The organism is Streptomyces sp. NPDC049687 (assembly GCF_044465285.1).
In the GTDB taxonomy this organism is placed as follows: domain Bacteria; phylum Actinomycetota; class Actinomycetes; order Streptomycetales; family Streptomycetaceae; genus Streptomyces.
In genome coordinates this window covers 398,741-416,912 of the sequence record NZ_JBITLN010000008.1, presented here as the reverse complement: position 1 = coordinate 416,912, position 18,172 = coordinate 398,741, and the positions used below count along the sequence as shown (strand labels likewise).

19 protein-coding genes and 3 pseudogenes are annotated in these 18,172 nt (G+C 69.1%); 13 read left to right on the top strand and 9 right to left on the bottom strand.

Annotated elements, in window-relative coordinates; all coding sequences use genetic code 11:
- Positions 1-24: 24 nt before the first annotated feature.
- The 3 genes and pseudogenes from ACIBVL_RS25895 to ACIBVL_RS25885 all read right to left on the bottom strand — a co-directional run.
- Entirely contained in the window at positions 25-1,125 is a 1,101-nt protein-coding gene (locus tag ACIBVL_RS25895; RefSeq protein WP_399100422.1) for an amidohydrolase family protein, read from the bottom strand.
- Between the two features lie 369 nt (positions 1,126-1,494).
- Positions 1,495-1,680: pseudogene (locus tag ACIBVL_RS25890) on the bottom strand (IS5/IS1182 family transposase); the annotation flags it as partial.
- A pseudogene (locus ACIBVL_RS25885) lies at positions 1,677-1,859 on the bottom strand (histidine kinase dimerization/phospho-acceptor domain-containing protein); the annotation flags it as partial. The pseudogenes ACIBVL_RS25890 and ACIBVL_RS25885, both read right to left, overlap by 4 nt.
- Here ACIBVL_RS25885 and ACIBVL_RS25880 point away from each other — a divergent pair.
- From ACIBVL_RS25880 to ACIBVL_RS25860, 5 genes are all read left to right on the top strand, one after another.
- A protein-coding gene (locus ACIBVL_RS25880; protein ID WP_399100226.1) for an IS5 family transposase occupies positions 1,849-2,672 on the top strand; the annotation gives its coding sequence in 2 pieces (ribosomal slippage) (positions 1,849-2,305 and positions 2,305-2,672; 825 coding nt in all). The pseudogene ACIBVL_RS25885 and the gene ACIBVL_RS25880 overlap by 11 nt on opposite strands.
- A 90-nt stretch (positions 2,673-2,762) precedes the next feature.
- The gene (locus ACIBVL_RS25875; RefSeq protein ID WP_399100223.1) at positions 2,763-3,380 is read left to right on the top strand and encodes a hypothetical protein; all 618 of its coding nucleotides are present in this window, start codon (positions 2,763-2,765) and stop codon (positions 3,378-3,380) included.
- 341 nt (positions 3,381-3,721) lie between these two features.
- Positions 3,722-5,170 carry a glycosyltransferase family 2 protein gene (locus tag ACIBVL_RS25870; RefSeq protein ID WP_399100221.1) on the top strand — a complete coding sequence of 483 codons (1,449 nt, stop codon included), beginning with the start codon at positions 3,722-3,724 and terminating at the stop codon, positions 5,168-5,170.
- Between the two features lie 5 nt (positions 5,171-5,175).
- The gene (locus ACIBVL_RS25865; RefSeq protein WP_399100420.1) at positions 5,176-6,294 is read left to right on the top strand and encodes a glycoside hydrolase family 113; all 1,119 of its coding nucleotides are present in this window, start codon (positions 5,176-5,178) and stop codon (positions 6,292-6,294) included.
- 434 nt (positions 6,295-6,728) lie between these two features.
- Positions 6,729-7,952 carry an acyltransferase family protein gene (locus ACIBVL_RS25860; protein WP_399100219.1) on the top strand — a complete coding sequence of 408 codons (1,224 nt, stop codon included), beginning with the start codon at positions 6,729-6,731 and terminating at the stop codon, positions 7,950-7,952.
- 414 nt (positions 7,953-8,366) lie between these two features.
- On the opposite strand, the gene ACIBVL_RS25855 is transcribed toward ACIBVL_RS25860, so the two are convergent.
- Positions 8,367-8,672 carry a hypothetical protein gene (locus ACIBVL_RS25855; protein WP_399100217.1) on the bottom strand — a complete coding sequence of 102 codons (306 nt, stop codon included), beginning with the start codon at positions 8,670-8,672 and terminating at the stop codon, positions 8,367-8,369.
- A 146-nt stretch (positions 8,673-8,818) separates the two neighbouring features.
- On the opposite strand from ACIBVL_RS25855, the gene ACIBVL_RS25850 reads away from it, so the two are divergent.
- The 3 genes from ACIBVL_RS25850 to ACIBVL_RS25840 all read left to right on the top strand — a co-directional run bounded on the left by ACIBVL_RS25850 (position 8,819) and on the right by ACIBVL_RS25840 (position 10,368).
- Complete coding sequence (locus ACIBVL_RS25850; RefSeq protein ID WP_399100215.1) at positions 8,819-9,085, top strand: hypothetical protein; 267 nt, start codon at positions 8,819-8,821, stop codon at positions 9,083-9,085.
- A gap of 256 nt (positions 9,086-9,341) precedes the next feature.
- Positions 9,342-10,121 carry a hypothetical protein gene (locus ACIBVL_RS25845; RefSeq protein WP_399100213.1) on the top strand — a complete coding sequence of 260 codons (780 nt, stop codon included), beginning with the start codon at positions 9,342-9,344 and terminating at the stop codon, positions 10,119-10,121.
- 37 nt (positions 10,122-10,158) lie between these two features.
- On the top strand, positions 10,159-10,368 hold the full coding sequence (locus ACIBVL_RS25840) for a hypothetical protein (RefSeq protein WP_399100210.1): 210 nt from the start codon (positions 10,159-10,161) through the stop codon (positions 10,366-10,368).
- Between the two features lie 174 nt (positions 10,369-10,542).
- Here the strand turns inward: ACIBVL_RS25840 and ACIBVL_RS25835 are convergent, their stop codons facing one another.
- From ACIBVL_RS25835 to ACIBVL_RS25825, 3 genes are read right to left on the bottom strand one after another with little or no spacing between them, the layout of a single operon-like run.
- Entirely contained in the window at positions 10,543-11,244 is a 702-nt protein-coding gene (locus ACIBVL_RS25835) for a glycine-rich domain-containing protein (protein ID WP_399100208.1), read from the bottom strand.
- The gene (locus ACIBVL_RS25830) at positions 11,241-12,284 is read right to left on the bottom strand and encodes a hypothetical protein (protein WP_399100206.1); all 1,044 of its coding nucleotides are present in this window, start codon (positions 12,282-12,284) and stop codon (positions 11,241-11,243) included. The genes ACIBVL_RS25835 and ACIBVL_RS25830 overlap by 4 nt, the downstream gene beginning before the upstream one ends.
- Positions 12,285-12,297: 13 nt before the next feature.
- The gene (locus ACIBVL_RS25825) at positions 12,298-12,807 is read right to left on the bottom strand and encodes a hypothetical protein (protein ID WP_399100204.1); all 510 of its coding nucleotides are present in this window, start codon (positions 12,805-12,807) and stop codon (positions 12,298-12,300) included.
- A 512-nt stretch (positions 12,808-13,319) separates the two neighbouring features.
- Between ACIBVL_RS25825 and ACIBVL_RS25820 the strand changes: the two genes are divergently transcribed.
- Both ACIBVL_RS25820 and ACIBVL_RS25815 read left to right on the top strand, forming a co-directional pair.
- Positions 13,320-14,222 carry a hypothetical protein gene (locus ACIBVL_RS25820; protein WP_399100202.1) on the top strand — a complete coding sequence of 301 codons (903 nt, stop codon included), beginning with the start codon at positions 13,320-13,322 and terminating at the stop codon, positions 14,220-14,222.
- Positions 14,223-14,450: 228 nt separating this feature from the next.
- A complete protein-coding gene (locus ACIBVL_RS25815; protein WP_399100200.1) occupies positions 14,451-15,089 on the top strand; it encodes a GGDEF domain-containing protein in 639 nt (212 codons plus the stop codon).
- Here ACIBVL_RS25815 and ACIBVL_RS25810 read toward each other — a convergent pair.
- The gene (locus tag ACIBVL_RS25810; RefSeq protein ID WP_399100198.1) at positions 15,023-15,598 is read right to left on the bottom strand and encodes a hypothetical protein; all 576 of its coding nucleotides are present in this window, start codon (positions 15,596-15,598) and stop codon (positions 15,023-15,025) included. The two genes, ACIBVL_RS25815 and ACIBVL_RS25810, sit on opposite strands and share 67 nt — an antisense overlap.
- A 109-nt stretch (positions 15,599-15,707) precedes the next feature.
- Between ACIBVL_RS25810 and ACIBVL_RS25805 the strand changes: the two genes are divergently transcribed.
- The 3 genes from ACIBVL_RS25805 (at position 15,708) to ACIBVL_RS25795 (ending at position 17,936) form a co-directional block, all read left to right on the top strand.
- Complete coding sequence (locus ACIBVL_RS25805) at positions 15,708-15,992, top strand: hypothetical protein (protein ID WP_399100197.1); 285 nt, start codon at positions 15,708-15,710, stop codon at positions 15,990-15,992.
- 275 nt (positions 15,993-16,267) lie between these two features.
- On the top strand, positions 16,268-17,257 hold the full coding sequence (locus ACIBVL_RS25800) for a hypothetical protein (RefSeq protein ID WP_399100195.1): 990 nt from the start codon (positions 16,268-16,270) through the stop codon (positions 17,255-17,257).
- A gap of 271 nt (positions 17,258-17,528) precedes the next feature.
- Positions 17,529-17,936: a hypothetical protein gene (locus tag ACIBVL_RS25795; protein ID WP_399100193.1), complete on the top strand. Its 408-nt coding sequence runs from the start codon at positions 17,529-17,531 to the stop codon at positions 17,934-17,936.
- Between the two features lie 91 nt (positions 17,937-18,027).
- Here ACIBVL_RS25795 and ACIBVL_RS25790 read toward each other — a convergent pair.
- Positions 18,028-18,099, bottom strand: a pseudogene (locus tag ACIBVL_RS25790) (ATP-binding protein); the annotation flags it as partial.
- Positions 18,100-18,172: the final 73 nt, after the last annotated feature.

Below are 18,172 nucleotides of genomic sequence, written 5' to 3'. Positions count from 1 at the left end.
ACTTACCGGAGCGAACCTATAGAGCTAGGTGCGCTTGAGCGTGGGCATGAGGCGGAGGGCGTTGTCACGGTTGATGCCGCGACGTTGGCGGTTGGTGAGGACGGGGTCGGTCTCGACGGCTGGCACCGTGAAGCTGGTGATGATGTCGGCGGAGGCCGCCGGCCAGTCGGTGCCGAAGAGGATCCGGTCGGCACCGGCGGTGGCCACCAGCGTGGCCGAGGGGGCCAGCGGGCCCGCTGTGTCGTAGTAGAAGCGGTGGAGATAGTCCTGTACACGGGCAGCATCGAGGGGTGGGGTGCAGAAGCTTCCGAAGGCCTTCATGCGGGTGGCGATCTGAGGGAGGAACCCGCCAGCGTGTGGCAGGACGACTGACAGGTGCGGGTAGCGGTCGAGTGTCCTGGTACGGATCAGGTTCACGGCGGCACGCGTGGTATCCAGCAGGAAATCGCACATGAAGTTCGGGATTCCGGGGACGGTGGGCACGCCGGGTGGTCCGCCCGGGAGGTCGAGCGGGTGGGTGAAAAGGACCGTGGCGCGTTCGTCGAGTTCCGCGAGGAAGCGGTCGTAGGAGGGATCACCGAGGTAGATACCGCTGTAGTTGGCTTTCACGCTGACTCCAACGGCACCGAGCTTGTCGAAAGCGTGTTGGAGAGCCCACGTGGTCACGTCGGGATGGTCCAGGACAGCAGGGCCGAGGATCGCGAAACGGCCCGGGTGCGCGGCCACCAGCTCGGCCAGTGCCTCGAAGACGACAGTGAGGCCTTCCCTGGCCTGCGCGGTGGAGCGGTACCGGTCCTGCATGGTCGGGTTGAGGACCGCCGTTGCGATGCCCACCCGGTCCATCAGCGCCAGAGTGGAGTCCAGATCCCAGCGCGCCCACCACGGCAGTTCCTGCCGCCGCACCAGGCCCTCACGCTCGGCCCAATCGACCCATGCCGGAGCGGTGAAATGGTGGTGGACGTCAATCCTTGCCCGGCCGGCGTTGGCACCGCTCTGCGAGCCCTGCGACACCGCTTCCTCCCTGGTCAGAGCACTGGCCCCGCCCGTCGCGGCGACGGCGGTCGCCACCGCACCACCGGTCATCAGCAGACTGCGCCGACTCATGGCCTCGGTTGATTCCGGCATCCGCGTATCCCATCCGTAGCTCCAGCTTGCTGCACCACGATGGCCCGGCGACGGGCCTGCAATCAGCACGGCGTGCCCTGTTCGAGGCCGGTTACCTCGGACGGACGCGGTCCAGAGGGCGGGGCCTGGCCCGTTCCCGCCGTCCACTTGCGGCACTTGATCGTCCGGCCGCTACTTCCTTTGGTTCGGAGAAGGACGTGAGGCATGTAGCCCTCGGCAAACCATGGCTGACTGGCTTCGTTCACTTCAGGCGGCAGCGTTTGTCTGCCGGTTTCGACAGCAGTTGCGGATCTTGAGACCCGTGGATGTTCACGAGAAATAGCAGCACGGTCACCGAGCGAAGACTGTCGTTGCGCCTGAGAGGTCGTTTTATCCTGATGTTTTAACCGGAATTCGCTGTTTGGTCTGTGATGTCGGGTCGCGCCAGGAGATGGTGTTCTCGCCAGTGAGGCGACGGGCCATCAGGTCGGTCACGGCAATGTGGATCACGGCTTCGGAGCGGGTGGGCAGGGTCTCGTAGTCGCGGGCCAAGCGGCGGGGCAGCATGAGCCAGCCATTGCCAGGTCCTGGAGGTCGTCGACGATGTGCTGGAGCAGCAGGGCCTCCTCCAGCAGGGAGGCGACGAACGCCTCGTCGGAGGCGGCCAGGCCGTCCTGGGCCGCCTCGAGCCAGCTGCGGATGGTGCTGAGCGGGGTGCGCAGTTCATGGGCGACGTCGCTGACCATGGCCTTGCGCCAGGTCCTGACCGAGAGGGTATCGGATGATCTTGTGCCTGATGACCTGTGGGATCGTGTCGCTCCGTTGCTCCCGCCTCGCCCACCGCGGCGTCGGCGGTGTCCAGGCCGGCTGCCGGCGGATGACCGTGCGGCTCAGCGGGGGATCGTCTACGTGCTGCGCACAGGTGTGACCTGGGCGGACGTGCCGACCGAGGCGATCGGCTGCAGCGGGGTGACGTGCTGGCGGCGGCTGCGGGACTGGACCGAGGCCGGCGTCTGGCCCCGCCTGCACGAGATCTTCCTCGCGGAACTCCGCAAGGCCGGACTGTTGGAGGACGCCGCGGTCGACGGCTCGCACGTCCGGGCCCTGAAAGGGGGCTCACACGGTCCTTCGCCGGTCGACCGCGGCCGCCGGGGCAGCAAGCACCATGTGATCACGGACCGGCACGGAACGCCCTTGCGGTGTCGTTGACCAGCGGAAACCGTCACGACGTCACCCAGCTCATGCCCCTGCTGGACGCGATACCCCGCATCCGCGGCCTGGTGGGCAGGCCACGTCACCGACCACGGCGGCTGTTCGCCGACCGCGGCTACGACACGTACCGGCGGCTCCTCCGCGCTCGCGGCATCACGCCAAAGATCGCCCGCAAGGGCACCGCCCACGGATCCGGCCCGGGCAGGACCAGGTGGGTCGTCGAGCGCACCTTCGCCCGGCTCCACCAGTTCAAGCGCCTGCGGATCCGCTACGAGATACGAGCCGACCTCCACCCCGGACTGCTCCAACCCGCCTGCAGCATCATCTGCTTGAGACGGCTCCGAACCTCACTCTGAAATGATCAGTAAGCCGCCTTACGCGGGCCTTGATGTGGCCCGTACGCGACTGGTGATGCGGGGCAACTGGGCAAGCCGCTGGACGGCTGCGTGGCAGATCAAGGGATCGGAGGTCATCTGGCCAGTGCTTTGGTGCCGCTGCTGTCCTCCAAGCCGGTCCGCGGCTTCACCTGGCGGGCTAAGCAGAAGCATCGTCCGGGGCTGGAGTTCTTGGTCTCGACAGGGCGCAAGCACGGCTTTGAGTCATTGGAGGAGCGGGCGGCACTGCTGGCCCTGGACTTCATCACGGTGATCGAGGTGATCCCGCAGCGCTTTGCCCTGACGTTTGAGCACGTCGACGGCCACGCCGGGCACATCCCCGACTTTCTGGCCGTGATGGGGGACGGCGGGCACTCGCTGCTGGATGTCCGGCCTGCGGAACTGGTCGGCAAGATGGACGCGGTGAAGTTCGCCGCATCCCGCGAAGCGGCGGCCGTCTGCGGCTGGCGCCATTCGGTTGGCGAAGCCGTTGAAGCCTTCGACGCTGTTGCGGAGCCGGAAGTAGACGCGCTGCCAGTCTTCGCCACCGTGGGCGAGACCGGGTGGTGCCGGGCTTCTGCTTCGGGCGGGATCGTGATCGACTGCTGGGCGCAGATCTTGACCGACTTGGCGGGGCTCGGCTGTGGGGCGGCGAGGGGCAGGCGGGTGCAGCCGAGGCGTCGGGCTTGAGGGGGCGTCGCGGGACATGACGTACAGCTCGTTGCCGTTCGCTTCCAGTCTGCCGAACACCCCGGCTGCGGCCCGCTCACCGCGGCAGGATCGCGGTCACCGAGAGCCACTACCGCCCCGACGCACCTGCCTGAAGCGACGACGAAGCATCGGCAACACCAATACCGAAACGATCTGTCATTGGCCACCGAACCCCGGGTGCACGCCCTCGTCGACAGGTCCGTGGGCGGAATCACATTCACGAAAAGAGCACAAGCGTGATAGAAGATTCTGCAGGGGCGTGTCGGGAGTGTTCGGCTTCTGAGTGATAAGTCGCCTTTTAGAAAGGCAAGTGGGAGATCATGACCGCCTCTGCAGATGGCATCTCCATCTCCCAGTCCCGCCGCACCGCCCGGTTGGTGAAGCGTCAGGCCGCCTGGAAGCCTGGCTTCCTGCCGTTCCTGGTCACCGCAGTACTCGCGTACGCCTTCTCCTCCGCGCTGTACTACCCCAGGGCGACCCTGATGGGCTGGGTGGTCAGCGTCCTGTGGACGCTGCCCGTGGTCAGTTCGCTCGTCGGCATCACCGGTGCCGTGCTGACCCGCCGCCGTATCGCCCGCCAACGTGACTGGGCCGAGGCTGCCCCGGCGCTGCACGACCGACTCGTGGTGCTCGTTCCGACCATCGGCCGGCACGACACCTACCCGGCACTGGAGCGGTCGGTGCTTTCGTACTGTGCGTTCCTGCCGCGGTGGTTCCCCGCCCTGCGCATCGACGTCCTCACGGAGGAGGGCTGCGATGCGGTCGGCCGCATCGACGCCCTGGCTGCCGCCAGCCCCCTGATCCGCGTGGTCACCGTGCCGAAGGCCTACCGCACACCGAACGGCACCCGCTTCAAGGCCCGCGCCAACCACTACGCCCACGAGTTGCGCATCGCCGAGGGCGAAGCCCTGGACGACGTGTGGGTGCTGCACATGGATGACGACACCGGCGTCGGGCCTGACACCGCCGAACAGGTCGCCCGCTTCATCAACGCCCAGCGACGCGCCGGCCCCGACGGCAAGCACCTGGCCCAGGGCATGCTGACCTACCCGCGTGAGAACGCCGTCAACCGTCTGACCTGGCTGGCCGACGCGATACGCCCTGCCGACGACATCGCCCGCTTCGCCGTCCTCACCGGCGGCGGCACCCCGCTGGCCGGGCTGCACGGCGAACTGCTGCTGCTACGTGCTTCCGTCGAGGCCACGATTGGCTGGGACTTCGGCCCGGACTCCATCTGCGAGGACGCCCACCTGGCCCTGGTCTTCGCCAGCCGCTACAAGGGCCGCAGTGACTGGTTCTCCGGCCGAAGCTACGGCGCGTCCCCTTCGACCGTGAGGGACTTCCTCAAACAACGCGAGCGCTGGTCCTGGGGTCTGGTGGGTCTGGCCTTCAACCGCAGCCTTCCGCGCCGCTCCAGAGCCCTGCTCATGTACAGCGTGACGACCTGGGTCATGGGCCCCTTCCAGCACGTCGGCGTCGTCCTCGCGGTCGGCGCGCTCCTCGGCGACCTCAACACCTCGCCCGTCACGCCGTGGATCCTGCCCTTGTGGGCGGTGACCATGGGCTACGCGGTCTGGATGTACTGGGAGGGCCTCAAGATCAACGCTTCGGTGTCGGGTAACGGCCGCCGACTGTGGTGGGAGCCGATCGCGGTGGTCGCCCTGATGCCGTTCTTCGCGGTCTGGGAGGCGGCCGGTTCCTTCCGGGGGCTGCTGCGCTGGCTGCGCGGTGTGGAGAACCAGTTCGTCGTCATAGCGAAACCGGCTTGACCGGCATGCGCGCACGTCGGCGTCGTCTCATCCTTCTCGCGCTCCTTCCCCTCCTCCTGACGGCCGGGTGCGTCACACCGGGATTGGGAGGCCCGGCGGCGACCACCGCATCCGCCTCTGCGTCCCGGAACCCGGTTCCGGCACGCGTCCCCCGCCCCTGGCGCCCCGGCGACCCCCAACTCGGCGCACAGGTCCTCTGGTACACGTACCGGGGTGAATCGGACTCGTCCGTGCGCACCCAGGCACTGCGCCTGGTGAACTACATGGTCGGCAAACACATGAACGCGATCTCGATGACCTTTCCGTTCACGACCGCAGGCCCCACGGCGAGTCAGGTCGGCGCCTCGTCGCAGACGCCCTCGGCACGGCACCTCGGGATGCTCATGGACGTCGCGGCGGCGGCCGGGCTGCGCATCACGCTGCGTCCGCTCCTCGACGAACGAGACCTCACCGCCCGCGACCCCCTGGCCTGGCGCGGCTCCCTCGCTCCTGCCGACAGGGCGGCCTGGTTCCGGTCGTACGAGACCTTCCTCGCGCCCTATCTCGCCCTCGCGGCCCGCCACCACGCGCGCACGTTCGTCATCGGGGCGGAGCTGACGTCGCTGGAGAGCGACCCGCGCTGGCGTTCGGTGATCGCCGCAGCGCGCAGGTCCTTCTCGGGTGAGATTTCCTACGACGCCAACTGGGACGACTACGTGTCCCGCCACATACCCGTCCCCGTCGACCACCTGGGCGTCGACGCCTACTTCCCCCTCTCCGGGCTCGGCGACGACGCCTCCGTCGCGGACCTGACCGCGGGGTGGCAGCGCTGGTTGGACCGTAAGAGCACCGGGCGACTGCCCCGGATCGTGCTGACCGAAGTCGGCATCCCCGCCGAGAGCGGCGCCTACCGTCACCCGGCCGCCTGGAAGGGCGGCGGGAGGCTTGACCCGACCGTGCAGAAGCGCTGGTTCGAAGCGGCCTGCAAGGTCGCCCGGGACCGGGACATGGCCGGTTTGTACTGGTGGAACCTCGACTTCCACGCCGACCTGGCGGCCGGTGCCCCCACCGGCTCCCACACCTCCTTCCTCGGCCGTCCCGCCGAGGCCGTCATTTCCTCCTGCTTTCGGACCTGGCCGAGATGAACGAAGAGCGCCGTCGGCACGAGCCGCCGAACCCCTCCGGGTCCTACTGGTACGAGTACGGCTCTGGTCCCCAACCCTCGTGGGAGCAGACGTATCCGTACACCGGATCGGATCCATGGCCCGCCAGGCCGACTTCGGAGCCGGGACCGATCGGGGACCAGGCAGGTGCCCAGGAACCGGGCGGCGGCACGAGCCCGCATGGCTGGGCCAGCGACCACGGCCGGATTCCGGACCGCCCCGGCGAGTACGGGCAGGCCCCAGACTGGGCAGGGGACTATGGGTACCCCCAGGTCGCCGAGGAGCCTCGGGCAGGGTGGAATGGACGGATCACGGATCGAGATCCCTTCATGTGGCCGGCGCCGGAAGCAGAGGCAGGACGGTTCGCGTTCGGCGAGCCGGTCGGCACTGTGCCCCCTGCGGACTTCGCCGCTTCCATGACGCCGCCGAGCGCCGTGCCTGCTTCGAAGCCCCCGGCCGAACCGGCCCCGTCGACGGGGCGGGACTCCGGCCGGGAGCCGAGTGGGAGACGCTTCGCCGCCGTCGACGGTCTGCGGGGAGCGGCGGTGCTGGCCGTTCTCCTGCGGGACACCGGTGCGGCCGGACGCTGGTTCTCCTGGGCCGGCACCGGCGTCGATGTCCTGCTGGTGCTCTCGGGTTTCCTCACCACCTTGCCGCTGCTCCGTACGGCCACGGCGACCGGGGGGACGGGAGCCGTCGGTTTCCTGGCCCGCAGAGCCAAGCGGCTGACTCCCGCGCTGCTCATGTCGGTCGCCATGACCCTCGCGCTCTGCTGGATGCTGGGCTCACCACGCGTCATCCGCGAACTGGCCCGGCAGGTTCCGTCGGCGCTCCTCGGCTATGGGGACTGGGGCGGCTGGGCGCACGGGCGACTCCCGGGCGCCGTCCGCGCGACGGACTCGCCGCTCGCTCCGCTGCGGTTGTGGGACCTCACCGCGGGTTCCGTGCTCGCGTGGTCACTTGTGCTGGCGTTCCTCGGCCTCCTGGCCCGGCGTCGACTCTTTGCGGTGGCACCGGTTGCCGTCCTGATCGCCGGGATGTCGGCCGTCGCCGCAGCCCGCGGGGCACTGCCCGGCGTCGCCACCGTCACCGGCATGCAGGCACTCGCCCCGTTGGCCGGTGCCGGCGCCGCGTGCCTCGTTCACCTGGTCGAACGAGGTGGCCGCGCGGTGTCCCGCCCGGCCGCCGTACTGTTGACGACGACCAGCCTCGCCGTGGCTGCGGCCCTGGCGGTGTCGGCCGCCCTTCGCCGCAGCGGTCAGGGCGGGGACTGGTACGCGGTCGTGGTCGTGCTGGGAGCGGCTGTGCTGACGGCAGTGCTCTGCGGCGGCCTAGGCCCCCTGGCGCGGCTGCTCTCGGTCGACCTGCTCACCGAGATCGGCCGAATGTCCTACAGCCTCTTTCTGCTGCACCTTCCCGTGTACTGGCTGCTGCAGCGCGGCCAGCCCGGCGTCAGCCCTCTCGCCCTGTTCCTGGTCGGGGGCGCGGCGGCCTGGTTCCTCTCGCTGCTCGTTCATTACCTGCTGGTCGAGCGTCTGGGCACCCGCCCATGGCGCCCCGGGCGGGCCGTCCCGCTGACCTTGGCGGCGTACCTCGCTGTGGTGGCGGGCGCATACGCCCTGCCGGTGCTGACTGCGTAACCGGAAAGGGCTCACCGGCCGGTGAGCCGCCCACATGCCACTGGTCGGTACGGGGCGGAGTGGGCGCGGGTCCGACGGCTGAGCGAAGAAGCCCGCGTCCGCACCCATGCCATGGACTGGAGCCGAGCAGCTCGGGCATCCGCGGCTCGCCGCTGGAGAACTCGCGGGCGGCTTCGACATCGTCGGCCTGGACGGCCCGGAAGTAGCTGAACGCGCTGATGGCCGCGTCCGGGGTCATCGGGGCGAGCGGCATGTTGGTGGTGGGCATGACGGCTCCTGAACTTACGGGGCGCCGCGCCGATCGCGGCGCCCTCATAAGCGATCTTCAGAGCAGATGCCTGTGGACAGAGTCCGCGCACCGACGGTGAGCGGACTCGCCTGGCCGGCGCCTGCGTTGCCCCTTGTCCAGTTCCGCTACCTGCGGCATTCCGCCCATTCCAGTGGGGGAGAAATCCCCGTCCCGGGCACGCTGCGCGACGGCCGGGGGAGAGGCCATTTCCCGCCGCGGCCGGCGACGGGGGAGGGCTGGCGGCGGTAGGGGGCGAGGAGATCGTGGTCGTAGGTGCGGTGGTGGATTGTGATGCCGGCGGGGGTGATGGCCTGCCAGCGCACGGGCAGCAGTTCCAGGTAGTCGCGGCCGGTGAGCGGGACGGGGACGTGTCCGGCGACGGCGACGAGCGCGGCCCACATCTGGTTCGGGGTGAGGGCCTTTCTCGGCATCAGAGGGTGGCGCAGGCCTTCGTGGGGCCGGTGATGGTAATGCACCAGCCACTCATCGAGCAGGTCTTGTAGTTGGGGGACGCTGTAGCAGGCGTCCTTCTCGGTGATCGGAGAACCCCGATGGACCCCCTAACACCCAGCACGGCATGCCCGAGTCCGAGGCCGCGGCCGAAGCCCGCCGCCTGATCGACGACTGGGCGAGCAAGCCCGTACGCCACCACCCCACCTCGTTCCGCGACGAAACCGAGCCGCCGGCCTTCGGCACCGCCCCGCCCGTGAAGCAGGACGACAAGAGGATCGTGCCCGCCTGGGCGGCCGGGATCGCTGTCGCGAGTATCGGCGTCGGCGCCGGAGTCACCGGCATCGGCTGCGGGGCCTGGCTGGTGCTCAGCGCCTGGCCTCGGTCACGTTGAACGGCGTCCTGATGGTCACCCTGCCGTTCGCGGGCCTGGCCATGGCCGCCACCGCCATCGGCGGCGTGATCAGCAAGGCGCGCTCCGCCGTCACCAAGAACGTCTATGAGGGTCCGGTCACCCACCACACCGAGATCCACAACAACAGCATCACGCGCGGCGCGTTCTTCGCCCGCACCGCAACGAGATCCGCTGACCGGCTCCGGCCAGCGCACCACCGCTCACCACCGACCTCCGCCGAAGGAGCAGCTACGCCATGCCCAGCAACGACGAGCCGGTCAACGGCCAGGACAACCCGTCCTTCTTCGACCTGTTCGACCAGACTCCCCCGCCGCCGGTCCTCGAACTGGACGGCAAGCACGGCACCAGGCGGCTCGCGAAGCTCCGCGCCGCGTGGAAGGGGTCCTGGGAAGAGGGCGGCTTCCTCTACCAGCGGTGGGAAGAGATCTTCCAGGCCCGGCGCGGCAGCTGGCACGAGGTCGCCAACTGGATCAAGGCGGCCGGACTGCTCGTCGGGATCAGCCTCATCGTCATGATGGTGGACACCGCCGGCGACATCGCCAGCGCCACCCTCAAGGGCCTGACCACCGCCCCGGCCACGAACGCCGGTGACGGCAGCGGCCTGTGGGGCACGGTCGACCAGCCCATCCGGCTCTTCCTCGCCGACCAGGCCGCCCACCTCGCCGTCGCCCCCGCCGCCCTGTACGCCTTCTGGCAGCTGACCGGACTGCTCTCCCCCATCGGCGGCTTCTTCCGCAACTCCGGGGCGCGCATCGCGTGGGGCCTGTTCGGCTGCGTAACTCCGGCGATGGTCTGGTCCGCATCCCCGGCCGGAGGCCGCGCCGCCGCCACCGGGCTGGCCGCCCTCATGTGGGCACTGGCCAGCATCTTCGCCCTGCGCGGCCTGACCCTGCGGCCCATCGTCCACAACCACCCGCCGCAGTTCCAACCCCAGTTCAACCCTGCGCTCCACCTCCACGCCACCACCCCGTCTGGCGACGACTACGGCGACAACATCCACGCGCTCCAGCGCTGACCCTCCGGTCGACTTTCAGCCCTACGTGAGGAGCCGCATGATCGAATCCGCCCTGGCCGCACTTGGCCTGCCCACGCCCGGCCTCTACCTGACGATCGGAGCGGCCAGGAGCGGCAAGACCCGGATCGCCACGGCGTTCCCCCGCACCTGGCGCCTGTCCCTCGACGACTGCCGCGAGCGGGTAGCAGACGACCCGGTCTGCAGGACAGCCCCCCGGCCGCGGTCGCCGTCTTCGACACGGTGCTGACCTGCCGCCTGGCACGCCGATTGCCGACCCTGGTGGACTCCACTTCCCTGATGATTGAGCGAGTTCGAGCGTCAGGGGAGGCGTCGGTCGAGCGAGTGGCATGTGGTTCGGGTACCAGAGCGGGGACGGCGGGGACCGCTGCCCTGTGAGGGTGTTCTGGGTAGAGTCTGTACGTCAGGCGGCGGGACGGAGCACATGCGCCGCCAGCAACGCCTCGACGAGAGCCGTCTTCTCCTCGTCGGTCAGCTCGCCAGGTAGTTCCCGAATGTAGAACACTCCCGTCCGCGTGATGAACTCCAGTGCGGAGTGAGCGAGGTCGTTGACCGATAGGACGAGGTCGCCCGCGTCGTCGCGCAGATCGCATTGGCCGTCGTGCCGGGAGATGGACACCTTCGGGGTCGCGTCGCGGATGACCCGTCGGGACGTCGTGAGGTTGCGTGTGTCGTACCAGATGTCAGGGAGGGCCTCGCCGAACAGGGCTTCGTAGCGCGCCTTGAACTCGTCGAAGGTCATTCGCTCGTAATGCTGAGTCGAGGGCTGTTTCGGTGCGTTGCTAGGGCTGTGTGGAACGTAGTGGCCGAAGAAGCGCCGGCAGAAGTCCATGTACTCGTCGGTGTAGAGGATGAACTGGTGCCAGGCTTCGTCGACCCGTACCGAGTACATCTCGCAGGTCGCGTCGGCATCCGACTGGGCCAGGACGATGAATCGCTTCGCCTCGGTAAAGAGACACTCGGCTTCGTCGACTGTGTCGGCGATGTGGTCCTTTACGAGCTTGTCGATGACGTAGGGCGCCTCGAAGTCGACGGCGTCTAGGGCCGATTCGGTTGGCTCGGCCGGTGGGCGGTCCAGCGGTTGGTGCGTGGCCACGGTCGTCATGGTTGCGTGTTCCTCGTAAACAAGCCGGACTCCTCAAGGGCCTCGGCGATCATCCGCCGCTCGTCCTCGTACAGATTTCCCGGCAACTGACGTACGTCAAAGGCGTTGGTTCGCGCGGCGAAGGCGAGCGCGTCGCGGGCCACCCTGCTCATGGCCAGCTCCTCCACCCAGCCCTCCGGTGTCTCCACGCCCAGCCTGACGAGGCCGCTTTGCTCATCGTTCCGATAGCTCATCGCTAGATCTGGATGGGTGCGGACGAGCATCCAAGCATGGTCGTCGCATCCTGCCACCGCGCCGCCGCCACGAAGTTGCTCGATGAATCGCCGGGTCGCCGTAGTGCCAGCCCGATGGCAGCGGTTCAGCAGGATGTCGGCCTGGGACGAGTCGACCGAGGCCAGCAAGTGCGCCACCTGGCGGACAACGATCTGTCGTTGCCGAGCAGCCAGCACCCCGTCGTATGGATGGCCACGATCGGCCAGCATTCGGGCCACGAACTCGTCGAGGATGGGCAGCGACCGTTCCTCATCGACCAACTGTTCCCCGTCCCGAGGGCTGGTGACGTGGAACGACAATGACCACCGGTCTGTGTTGTTGCTCGGGTTGTGAATGCACGGCTCGTAGATGAAGCCGGAACGTCCCGCCGGTGCTTCGAACCGGTTCTTCGGGACCAGTGTCTGCCTACGGTAGGACTCCTCGCGGTCGTAGGTCAGCACCTCAAGTTCGTTGCGGCACACGGCGGTGATGGTCCATGCGGTGTGCTCGTGCGGGCCGGGCGCGCTGCCGGGTCGCCAGTAGCCGAAGGCGAACCGGATGCCGAGATCGGGCATGGTGAAGAACGGGGTTAGCCCGCGCCGGGGCACTCCGCTCTCGACCAGGTTCAGTTCATGAGCCATACAGTCGACGAGGAACTCGTCGTCGCCCACTGCGGCCGAGACGGCTGTTCGTGTCGCCGCCACGTCGTCCCGCTCCGGTTGCTCCCGCGCCTGCGCCGACGGGAAGGACCGAGCGTCGAGGAACCCGCACAGATCGTCGAGCTTCACCGACAGCCACCGCTCACATCGGGCGCGACTGGCACGTCAGACATCTCGATTGACACGTGTTGCACCTCGATTGGCACACATCGGCGGCCATCATGTCGCGGGCCATGATGCGCAACCGACCACGGCTCGTTTCGACGAGCTGGGGCTTGGTGACGAGCGGCGCCCCCGCTCCCGCCGACGATTCCGTGTGTGTGTCCGGGCTGCCGAACACGTGACGTACCCACCGGGCCATGGTGTGGACGGTCCGCGTGCGCTTGAAGATCACCTCAGTGTCATTGCGGACCCAGACGATGACCCCATTGTTGGGCAGTGTGGTCTCAGCTGCCTTCTCCATGTGAAGAATCGCGTCGGCTGGGATCTCGACATAGATCGAAAGATCCTGCAGGGATGGGAAGAGCTGGACTGGACGGCCCTCGGTCATCGACCCGACATAGCCGGGCAGGGACATCACCTCGGATACGTCGACGCCTCCGGCGGCGAGCTTCTCGAACACTGCATTCTTGGGGAGCGATTCGTTACTCATGTCCGAATTGGAGCATATTGCCGACGTTTTCGCTTGCTGTTGCGTGATCAGCGTGTTGGCCTGCCTGAACGACGAGTGGCCGCAGTCGGCCCGCATCGCCGCCGTTGAGCAACTGTTCAACGGCGGCACCGCGAGCTCGACGGGCCCGTGCTCACCGTAAGACTGCCGCGGCCTGCAGCTGATCCTCGACGCGTACGTCCCGACTGCCGCGGCAGCGAGGCGGACAGGCCGCCGGGCCCGGCGCCTCAAGGGCTCGCCCGGACTATTCGTTGCCCCTTCTGCGCGTATCTCGGTCGCACTCCCTGAGAGGGACAGCGGCGGTCCAATGCCGGTCATCCACAGCCACGCCCAGCTGGAGCAAGGGAGGCTCGTCCTTCCAATGAGTCCCAGGTCGCTGGGTACCTAACTGAACACGAGAACTTGCGGGGGAACGCAACCAATTGTCACCAGGGCCGCCAGGGAGCCGCTGGTCGCCGCCGCCAAGCGGCACAACATGCTCCCCCATCGCGCTCATGGTCGCCACGCCCGGCTCCGTGTGCATCGAGCGGCAGGGCCCGCGACCGGCCAACCGCACGGTGCCGGAGGTTACGGTCGTCAAGCAGCGCCAGGACATGGTCGACTCGCACCGGACCCTCAAGGCGGAGGGCTTCGCCGAGATCGTCTTCTCCGACAGCCTCTACCGGCTGCTGCCGTTCCTGGAGGGCCTGAGCGAGGCCCGGCAAGCCGGCCTCGGGCTGGACGGCGGCGACGGCCTCGGTGACCTGGACCTCGTCTCCCAGGTGTTCGGCGAGGAGATCCTGCCGCTGTGGCGCTGGAAGCCCGGCTCGAACGTCGCTGGCGGCGACCGCGTCGCGGAGGTCCGCCTCGGCCAGCAGTACCTCACCCTCGCCCTGCGCACCGACGTGGACGGCGAGGGTGGCGTCGGGTTCGACGTGATGGTGCCGTGCCCGCACGACGACGAATGTGACGGCTACGCGTGGGGTGCCCGCCTACAGCGTCACCTGCCTGTTCCGCGCGCTGAACGGCGAACCTGGCCGACGAGGACATCGTCTGCACGGTCCACGGCCCGAACAACGCCGACGACCAGGACGACGACCCCGAAGGCCGCGCCGACCTCGAGGAGCAAGCCCTCGAAGCGATCCGCGGCTGACGGACCCTCCGTGCTGCCCCGGCCCTCGGCTCACCGCCTGGGGCCCGGGGCGGTCGCGGTGGTCCCTCAAGCGCCGCGATCACGAGAGGAGATGGACGTCATGCCCCTGCCCTACTTCGAGGTCGACGTCCCCATACGGAGCACCGAGACCCCCGGCCTGGAAGTCGTGCACATCTTCACTGGCCAGGCCGACAGCCGTAGCGCCGCCATGAAGGCCGCGCATGAGGTCTACGCCGCGGCACGCGCCGCGGCGGGCCGGACTTGAGATTCCCCACGGGCGCCCGGACGGCTGGGGCGCTCGCGGATACCGGCCCGGCTGGGAGCTCGACTGGCCCGCCGCGAAGGCTGGCCCCTGGAGGAGCCCGTACATCTGGCTCAACTCCAGCCCCTTCGAGCTGTAGCTCTGCCCCGGGACAGGTGCTCAAGGCGTCCAAACCAGTTCGCCTGCCCCGGGCCCACCCAACCCGTACGAGACGAGAGGGAGATCCTCAGTATGGACTCCGTCCTGCACCACCGGGGCCGGATCGGCTCGCGCACACTCCTTATCACCGCCGCCGTGCCGTTGACCGGCTGGGCGGTGCACGCCATCGCGCTGCACAAGCGGCTCGCCGCCACGCGGAAGGACCCGCTGACCGGGCTGCTGCGCCGCGACGCCTACACCGCACGCGCCCGCCGGATCCTTACCCGCCACGGCGACAGCGTGGCCGTGGTCATGGTCGACGCCGACCACTTCAAGGCCGTGAACGACACGATGGGACATCCGGCCGGAGACGCCGTGCTCGCCGCGTTCGGCGCCAGGCGCTCGGGAGGCGATGAGTTCGCCGTGGACTGGACCTGCCCGCCGACGGCCGCGCGCACCGCCTGGAGCAGCTGGTCCGGATGCTGCACACCCCGGTCGTCCTGGACGACGGCCGCACCGTCGACGTCGCCGCCTCGGTCGGCGCTGCGACGCCTGACCTCCACCGGGAGGACCGCCATGAGCAGCACCGACCGCGACGTCGACCACGCCCTCGCCTCCCCGCTCTGGCACCGCCACGGCGCAAAGGCCCGGCCGCTCACGGCGGCTCAGCAGAAGCGCACCCGCGAGCTGCTGGACAGCGCCCAGCGCAAGCCCCGCACCAGGGCCGCGTAGGAGGGCCGGTCATGTTCACCGACATGAAAGAGGCCCTCGCAGCCGAGGACCTCGAACTCACCCCGCTCGGCAGCGACCAGCACAGCGCCGCCTCCCTGGTGGTCGCCCACCACGCCCGAGACAAGGACGACCTCGCCGACCTGCTGGGCGCGCTCGGTCTGCCCTGCGGCGAGGACGACCTCGTGCCCCTGCTCCCCCACCTCACCACCGCCGACGCCCCGACGACTGGAGCTCAGATGCCCGCCAACGCCTTCACCGCCACCGCCGTCTCCATGCTTAACAACGGCGACAGCCCCGAGCACGTCCGCGAGACCCTCGGTCTGTCGGAGGGCGGCGTACGCCTGATGGCCGCCACTGCCGCGCAGGCCCGCACCGTACTGGAACGGTCCCCCGCCGGAGGCCCCGCGGCACCTGGCCAGCCGAAGGTAGTACGCCGCCGCCCAGCGCGCCCGGGGCACCAACGCCCAGGTCGTGATGGACCTGCCCAGCGACCAGTTCCTCGTGGTCACCGACACCACCACCCAGTAGCACCACCCCGGAGCGCCGCGCCCGCCCTTCCCGGCCGGGCGCGGCGCTCCCTGTGTTCCCGCCCCTCATCACCGAGCAGGAGGCCTCCACTTGCGCCCGATCCGTCTGACCTCGTTCGGCTACCTGCACCTGCCCACCGGCCCGGACGGCTCCCCCGTCCCGCCCGCCGCCGACCGGATCGAAGACGTCCGCGACCGGCTCCACGACCCGGCCGCCGCCCGCGACATCCTCGACCTCGACGGCCTCAACCCCCGCGTCCAGGACGTCGTCCTGAACACCCCCGGCGCCCGCGAGCTGCTCGCCAACCTCGCCGACTACGCCGACCTGCCCGCCGGTCCCAGCCGCATCGCCATTGGATGCGGGGGCGGTCTCTAGCCACAAGCAACTGTTGCTGGAGGAGCAGCTGGCCGGCGCGAGGGCCGCTCAGGTCATGCGAGTGCTGACGGCCGCCGACGTCGCCGAGGCCCGGCAGAGGGCGCAGCGGCCGCAGCCGTGGGGGACGGAGCGTTCCCCGACCGCGGCGTCCGAAGGGCGCGCTGACCGATGAGCTGCGCGTCCTGCTGAGCGACTACCGCGAGCGGGGACGTCCGCTTCCCGGCCTCCGGGACAACGACGGCACGCTACGGGTCAACCTCTCGCATCTGGGAAAGGTGCTCGACACGGCCCGCGGCGCGCTGGACAACCCCAGCAACCGCGCCGTTTTCGCCGAGATGGGGCTGCCCGTCATCGAAGGCGCACCGCTGGACGCGCCGGTTACCGGGCAGTTGGACGGCCGGCCCTGGCACGACGGGGCCATCGACTACACCGAGGCCGGTTTCCTGGCCAGGCATCTGAGTACGGCCTGCTTCATCGTGATCAGCTACCTGTCGGGGATGCGGGCAGGCGAAGCTCTCAGTCTTGAACGCGGCTGCGTCGAGCGAGACCACGCCCACGGCCTGGTCCTCCTGCGCGGCCGACACTGGAAAGGTGTCCGCGACGCTGCCGGCGACAAGATGCCCGAGGGCGAGATCCGGGCCGATCCGTGGGTCGTCACCGAGGCCGTCGCCACCGCCGTCGCCGTCCTGGAACGGCTGCACACGAGCACCTGGCTGTTCCCGGCGACGTTGTTCACCGACGGCCGCGACGGCGCGACCATCCTGCGCAGCCGCGTCGGCGGCTCCCGGTCGGAGACCCGGATCAACCACGACATCGCCGAGTTCCTGGCCTGGGTCGAGACCTACTGCGCCGAGCACGGCCGCAGTGACCCCATTCCGCCCGACCCGGTCCACCCGGTCATCTACTCCGCTCGCCTGCGCCGCACCCTGGCCTGGTTCATCGTCCGCCGGCCACGGGGTCTGGTTGCCGCCGCCATCCAATGCGGACACCTCCGCATCCAGATGACCCTCGGCTACGCCGGAAACTACGCCTCGGGCTTCCCCGACGACCTCGCTTTCGAGGACTGGCTGGCCCGGCTGGACACCCTCGCCGACGCACACCAGTCTTGCGTGAAGGCGAACAGGTCAGCGGCCCGGCAGCCGAGACCTACGGGCACCGCGTCCAGGCCGCCACTCGCTTCGCTGGCCGAGTCCTGCGCACCAAGCGGCACGCCACCACCATGCTCGCCAACCCCGACCTGCAGATCTTTCCCGGCAAGGGCATGACCTGCGTCCTGGACCCGAAGCGGGCAGCTTGCCCCTTGCGCAGCGAGTAGGACGGCACACGCCGCACCCCCGACCTCGACGACTGCCGCCCGAACTGCGTCAACATCGCGCGGACCGATCGCGACATCGAACACGTCCTCGTCCAGATTGAGCGGCTAAGGCCGCTCGTCGACGACCCGCTGGCTCCCGCCTTCCGCCACGCCCGCGAAGCACGAACTCGACCGCCTGGAACGCATCGTCACCGCCCACGACTCGACCGGAGAACCCAACGATGGCCACTGACCGCGACGCCGAGCGCGACGCCATCACCGCAGCGATGCAGCGGCTGCTCGACGGCTGTCCAACCCGGTCCACCGGGGCGCTCACCACGCTGCAGCTCGCCGCCGAGGCAGGCGTTAAGCGCTGGGTCCTCACCCACAAGCACGTGGACCTCAAAGAAGAATTCACCCGCCGAAAGACCGAAGCGAACGGCATCCCACCCGCATTCCAGCATCTGCACGCCCGCGCAGTAGACGCCGAGGCCGCCGCCCAGGCCCTGCGGGAAGACAACGACCGGCTTCGCGAGCGCGTCAGTGTCTATGCCCAGGTCATCCACGAACTCCGCACCGAGCTGGACCGGCGCACCGACAACAGCACCCAGCGCAGCCCCGTCCGGCGCCTCTCTGCCAGCGTCACCTGACACCCGAGGCGGGCACGACGTTGACCGCTTCCCCAGCCTGGTATTGCGGACACACGGCGGGTGAGCCGGTCCTCCAGAGGGCGCCAAGTCGACCGGGCGCGTACTTGCGGGCGTTGGTGACCAGCTCGCTGACAACCAACTGCACCATGCCCATCGCCCGCGCGAAACCCATTGGTGCCCGGCTTGCTCCGCTGATGGACTGACGTCCTACCGTGAGTCTGCCGCGTGACGGAGGT

Excerpts from the sequence above, each read along its gene's own strand:
- ACIBVL_RS25895 (WP_399100422.1), bottom strand. The coding sequence starts at position 1,125 with ATGCCGGAATCAACCGAGGCCATGAGTCGGCGCAGTCTGCTGATGACC.
- ACIBVL_RS25870 (WP_399100221.1), top strand. The coding sequence starts at position 3,722 with ATGACCGCCTCTGCAGATGGCATCTCCATCTCCCAGTCCCGCCGCACC.
- ACIBVL_RS25865 (WP_399100420.1), top strand. The coding sequence starts at position 5,176 with ATGCGCGCACGTCGGCGTCGTCTCATCCTTCTCGCGCTCCTTCCCCTC.
- ACIBVL_RS25860 (WP_399100219.1), top strand. The coding sequence starts at position 6,729 with ATGACGCCGCCGAGCGCCGTGCCTGCTTCGAAGCCCCCGGCCGAACCG.
- ACIBVL_RS25855 (WP_399100217.1), bottom strand. The coding sequence starts at position 8,672 with ATGCCGAGAAAGGCCCTCACCCCGAACCAGATGTGGGCCGCGCTCGTC.
- ACIBVL_RS25850 (WP_399100215.1), top strand. The coding sequence starts at position 8,819 with ATGCCCGAGTCCGAGGCCGCGGCCGAAGCCCGCCGCCTGATCGACGAC.
- ACIBVL_RS25845 (WP_399100213.1), top strand. The coding sequence starts at position 9,342 with ATGCCCAGCAACGACGAGCCGGTCAACGGCCAGGACAACCCGTCCTTC.
- ACIBVL_RS25840 (WP_399100210.1), top strand. The coding sequence starts at position 10,159 with ATGATCGAATCCGCCCTGGCCGCACTTGGCCTGCCCACGCCCGGCCTC.
- ACIBVL_RS25835 (WP_399100208.1), bottom strand. The coding sequence starts at position 11,244 with ATGACGACCGTGGCCACGCACCAACCGCTGGACCGCCCACCGGCCGAG.
- ACIBVL_RS25825 (WP_399100204.1), bottom strand. The coding sequence starts at position 12,807 with ATGAGTAACGAATCGCTCCCCAAGAATGCAGTGTTCGAGAAGCTCGCC.
- ACIBVL_RS25820 (WP_399100202.1), top strand. The coding sequence starts at position 13,320 with ATGGTCGCCACGCCCGGCTCCGTGTGCATCGAGCGGCAGGGCCCGCGA.
- ACIBVL_RS25815 (WP_399100200.1), top strand. The coding sequence starts at position 14,451 with ATGGACTCCGTCCTGCACCACCGGGGCCGGATCGGCTCGCGCACACTC.
- ACIBVL_RS25795 (WP_399100193.1), top strand. The coding sequence starts at position 17,529 with ATGGCCACTGACCGCGACGCCGAGCGCGACGCCATCACCGCAGCGATG.